The organism is Sinomicrobium weinanense, from assembly GCF_018863395.1.
Lineage (GTDB): Bacteria > Bacteroidota > Bacteroidia > Flavobacteriales > Flavobacteriaceae > Sinomicrobium > Sinomicrobium weinanense.
In genome coordinates this window covers 39,428-54,626 of the sequence record NZ_JAHKRR010000014.1, presented here as the reverse complement: position 1 = coordinate 54,626, position 15,199 = coordinate 39,428, and the positions used below count along the sequence as shown (strand labels likewise).

The following is a 15,199-nucleotide window of genomic DNA, read 5'->3' as shown; positions in this document are numbered from 1 at the left end:
GGCCATTGAGTTTTTTATCACCAAGGGATCTCACCTGTTTCCGGATTTGTTTCTTCGCTGAAAAATTTTCCTGTTGGTCCGGTTTGGTCAATTACGACATATTTTATGATGCGTTTTCCAGCTTCTTCCACTTCGCCTCCGCTGTGGTTTGTAAAATCGGTTTTGGTATAACCCGGGCAAACCGCATTTATTTTGAATGCCGTATCCCGAAGTTCGTAGGCTAAATGAATGGTGTACATATTCAAAGCCGCTTTTGACGAACCGTAAACCGCATATTTTGCAAAGTCGTAAGCCGGCCAGTCGGGGTCGCTTTGAAGTGTGAGTGAGCCCACGCTGGTACTTACCATTACAATTCTCGGTTCAGGCGATTTTTTCAGCAAATCAATAAAGGTTTGTGTAACCCTTGCTACGCCAAATACATTGGTATTGAATGCTGCTGAAAATTGGTCTGTTTTGGCCTCAAGTGCAGTATATGGCGGCACGTCACCATTGATGCCCGCATTATTGATCAGAACGTCCAAGGCGTCTGTTCTCCTGCCGATCTCTGTTCGGGCGTTTTTTACAGAATTGTCATCGGTTACGTCCATCTGAACGGCTTCTGCGTTTGTCAAGCCCTCGGCTTTCAGTTTTTCAACGGCTTGCAAACCGTTTTCCAAACTCCGGCTTCCGATGTAAACGTAAAATCCTTTTTGCAAAAGTTGTTTTGCGGTTTCAAAACCTATGCCTTTGTTGGCTCCCGTAATCAATGCTTTTTTCATTTTATCCTGTTTTAAAATTAATGATGCAAAGATTGCCCGATTAAAAATGAAACGGTTTATCAAATGGTAAAAAGCGATTTTAGCGGATATTTTTTCTTATCCTGCTCAATGATTGCTGTGTAACCCCTAAGTAAGAAGCCACATAAGCCAATGGAACACGGTTGATAAGCGATGGATAGTTCTCCAAAAATTCCAAGTAACGTGTGGTAGCGTCCTGCGAAATCACCGGGCCTTTTCTGGATTTTTGATGCATACACAGTTGCACCATCTTGTTTTTAATGTGGTCCCAGTCCACAATAATTTGGGAAAGCTCGTCCCAATTTTGTTTAGAAAACACAACGAGTTTGCAGTCGGTACAAGCCTGTAAATATTCTGAAGAAACGGTATTTGCCTCAAAATTTACATAATCAACCATCAAATTATTTTCGGCAATAAAGCAACGCGTAATTTCGTCGCCTTTGTTGTTGTAATAGCAACCGCGAACAACACCGTCCACAACGAAACCGACTTGTCGGGGAATTTTTCCTGCTTCCGAAAAATACTCGTCCCTGCGAAGTTCTGCTTCCGTTGCTTTACCTGCAATAAGGTCGGCCTGCTGTTTGTTTAAGTTGCCGAACTGCAAAACATAGGCTATCAATTCTTTCATTCTCGCAAAGTTAGGAAATGGCTTGGGCTATGGTTTACCATTTGGTAAAAGTATATCAATTAAAACCCGCCCTAAACTCCATTGGCGATTGTTTTGTTTTCTTTTTAAACAGTTTACTAAAAGATTGTGGATGTACAAACCCTAATTGATAGGCTATTTCTGTAACTGAGAGAGAAGAGGTACTTAGTAATTCTTTGGAATATTCAATTACTTTAATTTGAATGTATTGTTGTGTATTTAACCCTGTAAGCGTACTTAGCATATCACTTAGATAGCGTGGCGACAATTTCAATTGTTTGCTGATATATTGCACCGAAGGCAAACCGTTTTCCAATCCTTTACCTCGGTTAAAATACTCAGTTAGCAACTTGTTCAAAGAGGTTATGATACTGTGATTTACCACTTTTCTGGTGATGAACTGACGACTGAGGAAACGATTACTGTAACTTAGCAATAACTCTATCTGAGAGATCAGGACGTCCTGGCTAAATTGGTCTATATTGTTATTCAATTCATTGGCTATAGTAGAAAACAACCTGCTGATGATTTCCTTTTCTTTTGCCGATAAAAAAAGTGCTTCTGAAACATCGTAAGAAAAAAAACCGTATTGATGGATGGCACTTCCCAATGGATAATTCCGGATAAAGTCAGGGTGAAAAAACAGTGCATAGCCTTCGTACATTTGTATATTATCAGAAGAAAACACTACTTGTTTAGGTTTTAAAAAAGCCAACCCGCCTTCTTCAAAGTCGTAATAGCCTTGTCCATATTTCACCTGTCCGCTGAATTTGTTCTTAAATGAAACTTTGAAAAGGTCTAGCATTATTTTATCCTCTTTTTCAAATACTTCAAGCGGAACATTGTTATAATCAACTATTGCAATCAACGGGTGTAAGGGCGCAGGTTGTTCCAGATATCTCATTAACTGTGAGACATTTTCAATATGATGTATGTTTGATGGGCGCCTCATATTCTTATTTCCGTTAAAAATAATCAATTTTGAATTGCAGGACGAATAACAATATCACCTATTTCTATGTCTTTAGGCTGACTGATAGCATAGATCACAGCATCAGCAATGGCTATGGGGCTAATGCCAATCTGGTCCCTACTTTCTATGATTGCTGCCCTCATTTCTTCGTTTCTAATATTGTTAGCAAAATCTGTATTTATGAAACCTGGGGAAATTCCGGTAATGCGTATAGAGCCATCTGATTCTTGTCTAAAAGCTTCGGTAATGGTACGGACAGCATTTTTTGTGCCTGCATACACTCCCATAGTCGGAGTGATTTTTATTCCTGCTGTTGAAATGATATTGATAATATGTCCTGATCGTTTTTCTTTAAAAACAGGGATTGCTGCTGCCATTCCGTACAAAACACCTTTTAGGTTAATATCAATCATTTCTTCCCAGCCCTCAGTATCCAATTCATCAATTTTGCTAAGCTGACTGACTCCCGCATTATTTACTATGACATCCAATCGCTCATACCGTTCTATAGCTAAGGCAACCAAGTTTACCAGATCTGCTTTGTTCTTTACATCTGTTACCCTGCATGATGCTTCACCTCCTTTATTTTTAATTTCTTCCACAATATTTTCTAATTGTTCTATTCTGCGGGCACCTAAAACTACTTTTATACCATTTTTTGCCAACTCCAGAGCTATGGATCTACCAATACCACTGCTTGCACCGGTTATGAGTACAACCTTATTTTTAATTTCGTCTTGCATTTTCTCTTAACTTAAGATTACTATGCAAAGCTCTTGATTTGATTCTTTAAAAAAGTAGTCAAGTTAGTCGTTGTTGTAGTCAAATTGGTTCGTGGCATCAATGTTAGCAGCTGCCCTTTATGGTTTCGGTTTTATTGGCACTTTTTTGAGCCTGCCCCAAACAATAAAAACAGCAGAAGCCAAAATAAAAATATTAAAGCCGATTTGATTTCCTTCTCCCCTCATAATGTGGAATACAATTGCGGAAACCATTAGGGCTACTGTCCCATAAGCAGCATAAATTGTCAATTTGGGTTGAATTCGAAGCAGAGAAGGTAGTGTCAAACCAATACCTGCCAATACATCAAAAATTCCTGAAATAGTCACCAATTCCGGGTTTTCTTTTACCCATGGCCAAGGCAACTCATCGGATTGAAATAATTTCATTGTACCTGCCCAAATAAATGTAACTGCCAAGAAAACCTGAACTATCCATAGGATTGTGTTCATTACTTTAAAATTTTTCTGTTTTGTCATTGTCTTTATGTCATTTGGATTACAAGACACAAAAATATTTATATTTGCTATCTAAATGATATTACTTTCCCATTGTATAGCACTATCCTTTGAGAAAGTAACGTTTTAAAAGTAAAAGATATGTTATCTAAAGGCGGTTGCCCTAAAACAATGCTTTCCATCAAGGACGCTCTCGAAGCTCTGGAAGGAAAATGGAAATTGTTAATTCTATTTTCTTTGTCGGGAGGCCCGAAACGTTTTAAAGAGATTAGCCGGGATGTTACCGGGATTACTGATAAAATGTTGTCAAAGGAGTTGAAACTTTTAGAGGCAAATCAACTCATTAAAAGGGAAGTATTTGACACATTTCCCCCAAAGGTTCAGTATTCGATTACCAAACACGGAATGTCCCTTGAAAAAGTTTTAGATGAACTGCATTTTTGGGGGTTGCTGCACAGAAAGAAAATTATTGGTAAGTGAATTCTTGTGTTTTCTAGAGTTCCTATGTTGCCGCTAACGGCTTTTGCTACAGTCATTTTCATTCTAAAATAGGTCATCAAAATAGAATTAAGACAACCTATTTCAAAAACTATATTCGGGAGAAATTAACCGTAAACCTTTTTCAAAAACCGGCTAACAGATCTTGGCCTTCTACCTAAAAACAGGGATAATGTATCATCCTCTTTGTCCATTGTTTGCTGTGCCAGAGCGGTACTCCACATGACAAACATACCAATATAGATTTCCGGAACTCCGGCTTTTTCTAAAATGGCTTTAAATTCACCTATTTCCGGAGATTGATAATTGATTTCTTTACCCAATACATCCGAAATTTCCTGGGCAATGGTTTTGAAGCCAATCGATGCTGTATTTGTCAGGGTATAGGTTTTGTTTTCGTGACCTTCCGTAATTAAAACATGGGCAACAGCTTCTGCCAGCTCTTCACGTACCACCCAACTCGCTTTTCCTTCTCCCGCGGGAAACAAAATTGTTTCGGTTTCCGCAGTCTTATCTCCGACAAAAGCCAGGATCATTTCTGCATAAATACCATTTTGAAGAATGGTGTATGCTACACCACTCTGTTTTAAATACTGTTCAGACTCAATATGAGAATTTTGAAAATCGGCTATGGCAGAATTTTCAAATCCTGGTTTTCTTACGAATGAGGTATACACAATTTGCTTTACCCCTGCTTCTTTGGCCGCCATTATGGCGTTTTTGTGATGTTGTGTACGGTTTTCAATAGCTTCTCTATTGTTGCTGGACACCAATAACAATTTTTTCACCCCCCGAAAGGCTTGTACCATAGAAGCAGGATGGGTATAATCACCTTCCTTTATTTGAACTCCTTTTTCTTTTAAGTGATCAGCTTTAGCTGAATCCCTAACTAAAACTGAGATTTCTGATGGATCAATCCCTTTTTTTAAGAGATGTTCAACTGCCTTTGAACCAAACTGACCGGTTGCACCTGTAACTAAAATCATAATTTATTGTTTTTAAATAATAGCTCAAAATTAGACAAGGAAGTATATTTTGTATACTCTATTACCTGAAAATATTAATATACTTTTGTATAGTATTAATAATTTCAATAGGTATGAACAGTTTTAAAGAAATTATAAGTCAGGAAGAAGCAGAGCAGCAATGCCCGCAGAGCTATGTAATGGCTTTAACGGACACTATGAATGTGATCAGTGGGAAGTGGAAACTGCCGATAATAGCCTCATTATTGAAGGGAAAAAACCGTTTTAAAGATTTACTGGAAAACATAGAAAAGATAACCCCAAGAATGTTATCGAAAGAATTGAAAGAACTGGAAATGAACAGCATCATAGCTCGAAAAGTGTATGACCAAACACCAGTTTTAATAAAATATGAATTAACAGCATCGGGAGAAAGTCTTGCTGATCTTATTGATGTAATGATAGACTGGGGTTTAACCCACCGAAATAATGTTTTATAAAATTATTTTTTCGTGATCATTGCAGTTGACGGGACCCGCGCCGCTGTTAAACAATAAGGCCGTGGCGATTCTTTAACCATTCCACCACGGCCCAGGCAAACTTAAATACCCGCTGTAGTATATGGTATACGTACGGCCTTTAACTGATAGTAGTACGGATCGGTCCGGTTATTGGTACATGGCGATACATCTGAACAGCCTGTAAAATTAATGCAGTAAGTAACCAGCAGTTCATTACGGCCATTATCGAAAACCGGGTGCGCGTTGACAACGTAGTGATTAACCAGGGCTCCATTTATCTTATCCTGTATAGCATAAATTTTTTTGCGGGCTGTGAACGGCCCTGTCGGGCTAGTTGATGTTGACACATAGATATTATGTGGCTCACTGTCGCTCGGGCATAAGTAACCAAAATCCATCTCAACAAGTACATATTTGCCGTTCACATAAGTAACACTGCTGTTTGCTTTTAACGATTTGGTGGTATTACCATCCAGCCCTAACTGGGCAATTGAGGCCGTTGATGGTGTAGCCACCCAGTTAGTGCCATCCCAAAACTGCCAGGTGAATGGTGTGTCCGTAGCAAAGCGGGCTACATGAAGGTATTTACCTCCAAACGCATCGGTCAGATTGCCGTAGGGATATACATAACCGTCTCCGGGTTTCACAAAACCTAACGAGTAACCAATGTCAGTCTGATCTGAAAGGCCAGTCACCGTATGCCGTATGGCAGTACCCCAATCAAGACCTGCGGTATTTTCGGTAAAATCATAAATAACCGTCTTGTTATACGAGCCGCCTCCCTCATGAGCGTACATGTACACGTGGTTGTCGATTTCAACACCTACGCCCGGCCAGGTATAAGTACCCCCATGATCATTGGGGTCCGGGCTGGCCAAAATCTCGTAAGTATAGGTTGAATTATTTGTGGTAATGTTTGATGTTTGCGAAGGATCCCAATTGGTAGTTGAGGGCTGCAACAGTGCCGAATTGCGTATGTCAAAAAGCTGTATCTGGTTTCCACCGTAACACGGGTATGTTTCGGTTACCGGATCCCAGGTACCGATGTTTGAGGTGTAGGTATCTTCCCCTATCCATAAGACTTTGCCATTATTTGCGCCATAGCTAAGCGGTATGCTGCTACCCTGATCAAACGCAATTGAACCACTTGAACGCCTGAAAAACTGTACCACCTGATCGTCACGGTATGCTTCCGCAGTGATACTGCTAAAATTCCAGTACTGACTTTTCTTATTAACTAAGGAGGCTTGAGTAATAGCTGCGCCATCAGCTGTTGAGCCATCATTGTTGGTAAGCACAAAACCATTGAGGTTTTGTATGTAGTAATTATTGGTATTGCCTACCTTATGCATATACCATATCTGACTTGGAAAATCATTGGCATGATCGGTAAATAATTGGGTGCCTTCGTTGCCATCGGGTGCTTCAAGATAGAGGCCGTTGGCCACATTCATTATCTTAAAGGGTGTGGAAGCCGTTATAGCACCGGTATCCTGCTGTATTAAATACCATTTTTGATTTTGCGATGTACCCGTACCCATATCAAAACTGGTATATTGTTGTACATTTTTTGGATTGGCCCGGGCGGACATGAGGTCATCATCTCCCCTCACCTCCAGGACCTTGCCCGAAGCTACATTTACAATGGAAAAGCAACCATAAGCGCTTGGCGGCCCAACCGAAAGTTTGTGTTTCTTCGATACGGCTAAGGCCTCTGTTTCGCCAGGCAGGTCGATCTGCTCGGAACTACAACTAACGGTCGCGGCAGCAACAACAAAAGCAGCAGCAAATGCAATAAGGTTCGTTTTCATAATTTATTTTAGTTTAGTTAATCCCTACTCTTATAAGGTTTTTCGGGTTCCACCATGGACACCACAATTTGATATAACTATGGTATTATCCTTTGCTTACCACCACCCCAACACGGGAATCGGCACAGCCATAGTACAGGAACCATTGGTCTTTAAAATATACCAGTCCTTCTATAAAAATAGTACCCGCCGGATATTGTCCGCTTTTTTCGAAAGAAGCTGTCGGTACTAAAAATGGTTTATCTAAGCGGGCCAGCAACTTCACCGGGTTTTCTGCATCAAATAATGCCTGCCCGGCGCAATACGAGTTTGATGTATAATTCTTATCCCCATCCTCCCCTGCAAGATTTTTACCATTGTACATCAATACAATGCCCTTATCGGTTTTTATGGCAGGTGGACCACACTCCGTAAGTTGGCTATCAAAATAATGCACTCTTGGGGACATCAAAATCCTCAATTCTCCGTTTTCGTCTTCCAAAGGCTTCCAATCGGTTAAATTTTCAGAGGTTGCGGCATATACATGTCGCTCTCCCCAATACATAAAATAGTGCCCGTCAACTTTTGAAATGACCAGTTTACCGTCTTTTAACTCAGTTAGTAAAGCGGCCGATTTTGTAGCCATGTCCCTGTACTTTCCTTGATAGGCTTCTTCAAATGCAGGGCCGTGCTTGGTCCAATCCCTTAAATTGGTTGACGTGGCAACGCCCAAACGCGGTACTTCTTTATTCCACTGTGTGTATAACATGACGTAAATCCCTTCTTCGGTCATTGCCACACGAGGGTCTTCACAGCCACCCGGCCATTCATAAGATTTCTGAGCATCATTTTCAGGATATATCACCGGTTTTCCGTCGCGATACATCTCTGTACCATTTACACTGCTAGCCAACCCTATTCTGGATGTCCGCTCCCCGATCCCGACCCCGGATTTATCTTCAGCACGATACAGGACATAGATACTGTCGCCCATTACCGCCGCTGCAGGGTTAAACACATCATTCGATTCCCAGGCCACATCTTTCCTGTTCATTTCTGAAAAGAAGGAGGTAGAATCGATGGGAGACAACACAGGGTTTATACCCTCCGGACGTTCAAACCCTGTCAACGCCCATGAAGGCAACGAATCGTTTTCAATGGCCTCCTGTTCCTGCATGGATTTTTTGCGTTGCTTACAGGAAAAATCAAGCATTACACTTAATGCTAAAAGGATAAAGAATGATCTTCTCATATGATTTCGGGTTAATTTATATTTGGAACAATGAATTTTTACTTCATTCGATCTATCCTGTGTTTTCCAGGAAAGGCCGGAATGCACATGCCATGCATCCGGTCAGTCTTTCATGTTATTTCCTTTCTCATCCCAGCGGTCACTCCTGAAAGGCACGGCCGGTAAACCGTTACTGTTCTCCAAATTAGTAACCGGATAGTTGGTAAATGCATACCGCACAGCTACCGGAGATTTTACCCTTTTGCTGGTCACTATTATTTTATTTCCCTCTATTTTTGCCGCCGCCGGATAAAACACCTGATCTTTTCCTGCCAACTGAAAGAACTTTGGCGCTTTCCCGTCATTAGTGGTTAGTCCGCTTAAAATAGTTTCCGGAATAAAACTTACAACGGCCTTTTTGCCTTCAAAGACCACATGCTGAAAATGCGGGCCCAGATAAGGCTCGTCTAAATCATTATAGGTTTTGTGTAGTGCTGTTCCGGCCAGGCGCTCTCCTACCGGTTTTTTGTCTTTGGGGTGAAGGTTTTTGGCCTCTCCAACATCCATGGTGACTACCATAGCTGTATGGTCCAGCTTACTGATTTTCTCCTGCTGCTCCCGGAAAAAGGCATAATCGGCAAGTGCAGGATCTTCCTGATCATAAAAGAAAGGGGCTACCTGGACATAATAAAAAGGGAAGTTACCCTGGCCGAATTTTTCCCGCCAGGAAGTGATCATTTTATACATGGCCCGGGTATAAGGTAATCTGTCTTTACGGTTACTTTCTCCCTGATACCAAATTACTCCTCTGATGGAAAGGTTTTTAAAGGGATTGATCATTGCGTTATACAACAGGTACGGGCGCGTTACCTTTTCAAAGGAAAATCCCCCATCAATCTTTTCTTTTGATTTACCTGATCTTAAATAGGGAGCCAAATACACCGAGTCCAGCAACCGGTCACCGGCCAACACTTCCCTCGGAAGGTATGCCTGGCATGCAGATGCCCCGATTCCCGTAAATAATAAGCCCACAGGTACCTTTAACCGGTCATATAGTTTTTTCCCGAAATAATATCCTACGGCAGAAAACCCCTCGACCGTTTCCGGGGAACATTCCTGCCAATGTCCCGAAACATTCAGTATTGGTGTATTGCTAAAGTTTAAACCGGTATTAAACAGGCGAATATTGGGGTGATCCGTTTTCTTTAATTCTTCCGCTGCATGTACCACCTCTTTCATGGCAAACTGCATATTGGATTGTCCGCTGCAAATCCAGACTTCACCGATCAGAATATTGTTTAGGACTTTGGTTTGTCCTCCGGAAATTATGGAAAGCCGGTGTTTGGTAAAATCTCCTTTTTTTGCTTCAGGAACGGGAATGATCCCTTTAAACCCTCCTTTTTTATCGGCTTTAACCGTTACGGGAGATGTCCAGTCAGCTTTTATAACAACTTCACTCTCTCTACCTGCATTTCCCCATACCGTAAAGGCTTTGTTTTGCTGAACCACCATATTATCGGTCAGGGGATCGGCAAATTTCAATACCGAAACGGTATCAATTTGCCCGGCAAGCATAATTGAGTTCATCAAAAAAGTAAACAGGAAAGTGGATCGAACTACACTATTTATTTTCATCACTATAAGGTTTTTCCACCAGTAAAATGTTGTGAAATAAGTTTTCTTCCTACGCTTACACGTCCGCCCGGGTATGCGTCATTGTCTTTTTGAAGAATTATTGGTCTGTTTTTAATTGCTTTTTGAAATGCGTGTTGATGAAATCCATTTCATAATGCAATGCATTTTCCCAGAATTCCCAGGTATGGCCACCAGGAGCAGAAATGAAGGTATGCGGAATGTTATTCAGCAATAACTTTTCATGGAGGTTTACATTCACATCGTAGAAGAAATCATCACTTCCGCAGGCAAAAATTAATGCCAGGGCATCCGGGGTTAATAAATGTGTCATATTAATGACACTGTTCTTTTCCCAATGTTCAGGATGTTTTGCGTAAGTTCCCAATACATCGGAGATCCCCCAATTCCCCGGGAAAGGTCTTAAATCGACACCACCGCTCATACTCCCGGCAATGCTGTAAACATCCAGATGTTTAAAAGAAAGGTAAAGAGCGCCATGGCCGCCCATGCTCAGTCCGGTAATCGCACGTCCTTTTCTGTTTTTTACAGTGTTGTAATGTGCATCAATCCAGTTTACCAATTCCCTGGAAATATAGGTTTCGTATCGGACATCCGGCATTTCCGGGCTATCAAAGTACCAACTTGCAAAATTTCCCTCAGGACATACGATCATCAAATGATACCTGTCTGCATATTCGGTTATGGAAGGCACTTTAGCGATCCAGTCCTTATGGTTACCGGAAAAACCGTGTAAAAGATATACTACCGGAATTTTTTCTTGATCCGAATAATTATCGGGTGTGATCACAACCGCTTTGATCTCTTTTTTCATGGCGGCGCTATAGGTTTTAACGGTGTCTATTTTGGCTGCCCACACCACACCGGATAGTAGAACCAGACTTAAAGTGCATCCTAATTTATTCAATAATCTCATCATGTTATGGTTATATCAGGTCGGTTAATTTATTATATCATTCAGCAACTCCCCTTGATGAATTTACTTAGCAGCTACGGGAATAATTTCAATTTTATGAAGTTTGGGTTTGTTGATCTCATAGATTTTGTCAATCAATGTTTCCTGGTTATTTTCCCACATTTTTCGTACTTCCGGGAAACGTGCCGTACGGTACACCCCCATTTTGCTCCCTACAAATCCTTCTTTTTCACGACTTGCCATATCATAAGCACGTTGGGAATCTTCATACAACATGCCTTTATCTCTGAAATAATTGGATTGCACCCAATAATATTCGCGTAGTTTTCCTTCTATTTCCTTGCGCTGCTTATTTAAAAACATCACATTCATGGCCTGTTTGTATTGCGGTGTATTGGTAAACATCGCCATGTTTATTCCTTTATTTAAACTATCGGACGGAAATTCTGCGATCTTTTCCCCATCAATGACCAACTTGTAATTTCCCTGTTTTAAGTTTTTTATCCGAAGTAATTCCCGATTGAATTCCGCAGTAAAAGGATATACTATAAAAGCATCTCTTAATTTTTGTGGATTCCCCCAGGTAGATTCAGTGGAATCTAGAGGAAAGGGAAGAGATTTTGCTTTATACCCGAAGGATACCTTATCTGGCCCGGCATCTAATAAATACACATTTGCATTTTCTGATTTTTCAATTTCTGAGTTTTGTGCATCTACAATAACATCGGCAATCGGTTTTCCCGCCAATCCCTGATTTTTCAAAAACAATGAGGCCATAATCAAATAACCTCCGGGCCCGGGATGAACTCTACCTTCTCCCAGAATACTATATGTTGGATCTTTTTGTTGTTGCTTTAGATTCATCTCCATCATCGGGTGAAATAGATCAACATAAGCCCAGTGATTTTTTTCAGCAGCTTTCTCCTGCAAGTCCGTTATTTTTTTCATGATTTCTGTTTTTTCTTTAAAAACTTTGTCCTGGGCCCTTTGAGTTTCATCGTAAGGCGAAGAGCTCATTATTACAGGGGTGATTTCCGGATGACTTTTCAATTTTTCCTGTATTAGTCCGAAATCATGATATGATTTCTTTACACTTCTTATAGCTGTCTCTGGATGATCTGTGCCCAAATAACCTGAATCATTCATCCCAAAAGTCAGGATCACAATATTAGGATCCATGGGTAAAATATCATCCTCAAATCGGGCATTCATTTGCCCCACAACATCGCCGCCTGAACCTCCGTTTAAAACATAAACCTTCCTGTCCGGAAAATGCGTCATATAATACAGCCAAATATATGATTCGTAAAACCCGGCATGCGTAATACTATTGCCCAAAAAAACGGCGCGGTCACCATCTTCAAAAGGTTTTAGTTCCTGTGCAAATGAACTGTATGCCAACAGAAAGAATAAAAGGCATGTTGTACTACTTAGTTTCATGATCATTGTTTATTGTGACATGGTTTTTTACCAAAGTCGGACAGTTTTCCAGTTTTCCTGATGTGGCCATAAAACATTGTTCACAGTTACCGTCGTCTCAACAGGCTTCTGAGGCTGTTTTTGACACCTGCCCCCGGGGTTCCGGTTCTATTTCGAAATTAATATTCCACCCTCAGTGTTCCTGGAGCTGAGAAACAATCTATGAAGTGTAATGCTCCAGATAAAGTTTCGAAACACCGCCGCAAAAACTATCCGAAAACAGGCCCTTCTATTTTTTTGTGACCTGATCCTGATCCTTCTCCTGATTTTCAATCATTAAATGAAGGAGGTTCAGCGGTTGTACCCCAGGTCTTGTCCGGTTTTTCGGACAGGTTGAATTTAAGTTCCCCTCCGTTCTTTATATCCTCATAGGATATCCAGGTATTGTTCCAGTCCTTCCCGTTAAGTTCAAGTGAGGTTATATAAGATTTGCTGTCGGCTCCCCCGGTGATGTGTAATATTTTATCATGGCCCAGGTGTACCTTAATTTCAGGGAACACCGGACTGTTCACAGAAAACCCTCCTACTCCAGGGATCACGGGATATAGTCCCAGATTTGCAAAAACATACCACGCTCCCATTGCTCCCAGGTCATCATTCCCGGGAAGGCCATTGGCCTTGTTTTGGTACGATTCTTTTAAAATTTTCCTTACGATGGATTGCGTTTTATACGGAGAACCGGTCCAGTTATACGTCCAGGGCACCTGGAAATCGGGTTCGTTACCTGCTGCAAACCAATCGTCATAATAGGTTGCATTCAGCTTCACAAACAGGGAATCCAGCCTGTTTTCGGCTATTTCCTGTCCCCCGATAGTGTCTATAAGCCCTTTTAGGTTGTAAGGCACCATCCAGAAATAATTTTTATACGTGGCTTCCCGCCAGTCATCGCCTCGGGGTTTCCAGCTACCGTCCTCAAACCTCGAGTTGAGCCATGTGGTCCCGGGATTGTATAGCTTTTTCCAGTTCCGGGACCGGCGGAGGTATTTTTTATACAAGGCTTTGTCTCCAAACGTCTGCAGGGCAAATTGTCCGATGGCAAAATCCGAGGAAGTGTATTCCAGGGCTATGGAAGCCCCCATATGATCATAGATATATCCTTTGTTCAGATATTGTTCTAAAAAAGGCCTTGTAATTATATCCTGCGTTTTGATACCCGGCACTTCAGCGCCTTTCCGCATTATTTCCAATGCCTTCTTACTGTCGAAATCCCGGGCGCCGAAAGCATAGGCATTGGCTATTAAGGCGGCACTCGGGTCACCCTGCATAATTCCCGTTGCAAAATCGGCCAGCACCCAACGCGGCAATCCGCCTCCGCAACGTTCGGCAAATTTCAGGTGGGATGTAATAATATCCGAAGTTACTTCCGGCGCCAGAAGAGCTATGAGCTGTGTTTGGGAACGGTACGTATCCCAATTGCTCAAAGCAGTATAATAGGTATACCCTTCGGCCTTATGGATTTTATGGTCAGAACCAACATATTCTCCGTTCACATCATTAAAAACACTCGGATGCCCCAAAGCATGATATAAATGTGTATAGAACTGGGTTCTTTGGTCATGGGTACCCCCGAAAACCTCAATTTTGGAAAGGTAGGAATTCCAGGCCTGTGTCGTTTCACTTTTGGTTTTGTCAAAATCAAAACCCGGGTTTTCCGTGTGCAGGTTTTCCCTGGCATTTTCCAGGGAAACATAAGATATACCGAATTTATACTGAACGGGTTTTCCGGACGACACATCAAAGGTAAAATATGCGCCTGAATGCGCTCCTGCCGCAGAAGTGCTTCCTTCATGAAGTTTCTCCTTTTCCCAGGTACCGGATATGACGGCCTTCTGATCGAACTCGGCCACAAAATAAACCGTATAGCCCGTAGCTGCACCACAAAACGAACCGCCATCGGCATAGCCTTCACAGGAATCTGGCCCTGTGATGGTTATTTGGGCCCTGTTCATTTTATTGGCGTTAATGCCCGATCCGATGACAACGGTCCCCTTTTTATCCCCTTCAGGATAATTAAACCGTGCCATTCCGGTTCTTTCGGTCACTGTTAACTCTGCTACTACACCGCTATTCAATGCTGTTCTGTAATATCCTGCAACTGCTTTTTTAATCGTATCGGAGGGGTTCAGCCCCCTCATGTCGCCGGGGGAACTTTCCAATACCCCGGAAAGGGGAAGTGTCGGGAAATTCCCCATATTCGGGCAACCGGCACCACTTAACTGGTTCACGACAAACCCCTGATCCGGCACAAAAAACGTCGGTGTGAATTGTACCATGCCAAAAGGGTACATGGCCCCGGGGAAGGTAAACCCTGCTTCGAACTGCAATTCGGTTTTGCTGACTCCCTTTCCTTCAGAGCCGATCGTTGTATTTACCAATGCCGCATAATTGACCTTTTCAATACTGTTGGCACCGGATTTACCGGGAGATGGATTTTGGGGGTTACAACTCCCGAGTATTAGCGTTAAACACAAACCCAGGATATGATATTGAACATTCTTTGTTTTCATAAAAAT

The 15,199-nt window shown here is 41.7% G+C and carries 14 protein-coding genes; 2 read left to right on the top strand and 12 right to left on the bottom strand.

Annotated features, from left to right (window positions below; genetic code table 11):
* Nucleotides 1-17: 17 nt before the first annotated feature.
* The 5 genes from KN811_RS21085 to KN811_RS21065 form a co-directional block, all read right to left on the bottom strand.
* Complete coding sequence (locus tag KN811_RS21085) at nucleotides 18-758, bottom strand: SDR family oxidoreductase (RefSeq protein ID WP_187965555.1); 741 nt, start codon at nucleotides 756-758, stop codon at nucleotides 18-20.
* A gap of 79 nt (nucleotides 759-837) precedes the next feature.
* A complete protein-coding gene (locus KN811_RS21080; protein WP_187965556.1) occupies nucleotides 838-1,404 on the bottom strand; it encodes a Crp/Fnr family transcriptional regulator in 567 nt (188 codons plus the stop codon).
* A gap of 55 nt (nucleotides 1,405-1,459) precedes the next feature.
* Nucleotides 1,460-2,326, bottom strand: a complete 867-nt coding sequence (locus KN811_RS21075; protein ID WP_247716580.1) for a helix-turn-helix domain-containing protein — start codon at nucleotides 2,324-2,326, stop codon at nucleotides 1,460-1,462.
* 71 nt (nucleotides 2,327-2,397) lie between these two features.
* On the bottom strand, nucleotides 2,398-3,138 hold the full coding sequence (locus KN811_RS21070; RefSeq protein WP_187965558.1) for an SDR family oxidoreductase: 741 nt from the start codon (nucleotides 3,136-3,138) through the stop codon (nucleotides 2,398-2,400).
* A gap of 117 nt (nucleotides 3,139-3,255) precedes the next feature.
* Nucleotides 3,256-3,654 (bottom strand): DoxX family protein, encoded by a 399-nt coding sequence (locus tag KN811_RS21065; protein WP_187965559.1) that lies wholly within the window; start codon nucleotides 3,652-3,654, stop codon nucleotides 3,256-3,258.
* 120 nt (nucleotides 3,655-3,774) lie between these two features.
* On the opposite strand from KN811_RS21065, the gene KN811_RS21060 reads away from it, so the two are divergent.
* Entirely contained in the window at nucleotides 3,775-4,113 is a 339-nt protein-coding gene (locus KN811_RS21060) for a winged helix-turn-helix transcriptional regulator (protein ID WP_187965560.1), read from the top strand.
* A 125-nt stretch (nucleotides 4,114-4,238) separates the two neighbouring features.
* On the opposite strand, the gene KN811_RS21055 is transcribed toward KN811_RS21060, so the two are convergent.
* On the bottom strand, nucleotides 4,239-5,117 hold the full coding sequence (locus KN811_RS21055; RefSeq protein ID WP_187965561.1) for an SDR family oxidoreductase: 879 nt from the start codon (nucleotides 5,115-5,117) through the stop codon (nucleotides 4,239-4,241).
* A gap of 113 nt (nucleotides 5,118-5,230) precedes the next feature.
* On the opposite strand from KN811_RS21055, the gene KN811_RS21050 reads away from it, so the two are divergent.
* The gene (locus KN811_RS21050; RefSeq protein WP_187965562.1) at nucleotides 5,231-5,596 is read left to right on the top strand and encodes a winged helix-turn-helix transcriptional regulator; all 366 of its coding nucleotides are present in this window, start codon (nucleotides 5,231-5,233) and stop codon (nucleotides 5,594-5,596) included.
* A gap of 101 nt (nucleotides 5,597-5,697) precedes the next feature.
* Here KN811_RS21050 and KN811_RS21045 read toward each other — a convergent pair whose 3' ends face one another.
* The 6 genes from KN811_RS21045 to KN811_RS21020 all read right to left on the bottom strand — a co-directional run bounded on the left by KN811_RS21045 (nucleotide 5,698) and on the right by KN811_RS21020 (nucleotide 15,193).
* Complete coding sequence (locus KN811_RS21045; protein WP_187965563.1) at nucleotides 5,698-7,428, bottom strand: RICIN domain-containing protein; 1,731 nt, start codon at nucleotides 7,426-7,428, stop codon at nucleotides 5,698-5,700.
* Between the two features lie 85 nt (nucleotides 7,429-7,513).
* Entirely contained in the window at nucleotides 7,514-8,659 is a 1,146-nt protein-coding gene (locus tag KN811_RS21040; RefSeq protein WP_187965564.1) for a glycoside hydrolase family 130 protein, read from the bottom strand.
* 102 nt (nucleotides 8,660-8,761) lie between these two features.
* Nucleotides 8,762-10,273, bottom strand: a complete 1,512-nt coding sequence (locus KN811_RS21035; RefSeq protein ID WP_216335016.1) for a sialate O-acetylesterase — start codon at nucleotides 10,271-10,273, stop codon at nucleotides 8,762-8,764.
* A 97-nt stretch (nucleotides 10,274-10,370) separates the two neighbouring features.
* A complete protein-coding gene (locus KN811_RS21030; protein WP_247716579.1) occupies nucleotides 10,371-11,210 on the bottom strand; it encodes an alpha/beta hydrolase in 840 nt (279 codons plus the stop codon).
* A 60-nt stretch (nucleotides 11,211-11,270) separates the two neighbouring features.
* Nucleotides 11,271-12,647 (bottom strand): SGNH/GDSL hydrolase family protein, encoded by a 1,377-nt coding sequence (locus tag KN811_RS21025; protein WP_187965565.1) that lies wholly within the window; start codon nucleotides 12,645-12,647, stop codon nucleotides 11,271-11,273.
* Between the two features lie 308 nt (nucleotides 12,648-12,955).
* Nucleotides 12,956-15,193: a GH92 family glycosyl hydrolase gene (locus tag KN811_RS21020; protein WP_187965566.1), complete on the bottom strand. Its 2,238-nt coding sequence runs from the start codon at nucleotides 15,191-15,193 to the stop codon at nucleotides 12,956-12,958.
* Nucleotides 15,194-15,199 lie beyond the last annotated feature (6 nt).

Bases quoted from the DNA above. Each gene is read 5' to 3' on its own strand.
- KN811_RS21085 (WP_187965555.1), bottom strand. From the start codon at position 758: ATGAAAAAAGCATTGATTACGGGAGCCAACAAAGGCATAGGTTTTGAA.
- KN811_RS21080 (WP_187965556.1), bottom strand. From the start codon at position 1,404: ATGAAAGAATTGATAGCCTATGTTTTGCAGTTCGGCAACTTAAACAAA.
- KN811_RS21075 (WP_247716580.1), bottom strand. From the start codon at position 2,326: ATGAGATATCTGGAACAACCTGCGCCCTTACACCCGTTGATTGCAATA.
- KN811_RS21070 (WP_187965558.1), bottom strand. From the start codon at position 3,138: ATGCAAGACGAAATTAAAAATAAGGTTGTACTCATAACCGGTGCAAGC.
- KN811_RS21065 (WP_187965559.1), bottom strand. From the start codon at position 3,654: ATGACAAAACAGAAAAATTTTAAAGTAATGAACACAATCCTATGGATA.
- KN811_RS21060 (WP_187965560.1), top strand. From the start codon at position 3,775: ATGTTATCTAAAGGCGGTTGCCCTAAAACAATGCTTTCCATCAAGGAC.
- KN811_RS21055 (WP_187965561.1), bottom strand. From the start codon at position 5,117: ATGATTTTAGTTACAGGTGCAACCGGTCAGTTTGGTTCAAAGGCAGTT.
- KN811_RS21050 (WP_187965562.1), top strand. From the start codon at position 5,231: ATGAACAGTTTTAAAGAAATTATAAGTCAGGAAGAAGCAGAGCAGCAA.
- KN811_RS21045 (WP_187965563.1), bottom strand. From the start codon at position 7,428: ATGAAAACGAACCTTATTGCATTTGCTGCTGCTTTTGTTGTTGCTGCC.
- KN811_RS21040 (WP_187965564.1), bottom strand. From the start codon at position 8,659: ATGAGAAGATCATTCTTTATCCTTTTAGCATTAAGTGTAATGCTTGAT.
- KN811_RS21035 (WP_216335016.1), bottom strand. From the start codon at position 10,273: ATGAAAATAAATAGTGTAGTTCGATCCACTTTCCTGTTTACTTTTTTG.
- KN811_RS21030 (WP_247716579.1), bottom strand. From the start codon at position 11,210: ATGATGAGATTATTGAATAAATTAGGATGCACTTTAAGTCTGGTTCTA.
- KN811_RS21025 (WP_187965565.1), bottom strand. From the start codon at position 12,647: ATGAAACTAAGTAGTACAACATGCCTTTTATTCTTTCTGTTGGCATAC.
- KN811_RS21020 (WP_187965566.1), bottom strand. From the start codon at position 15,193: ATGAAAACAAAGAATGTTCAATATCATATCCTGGGTTTGTGTTTAACG.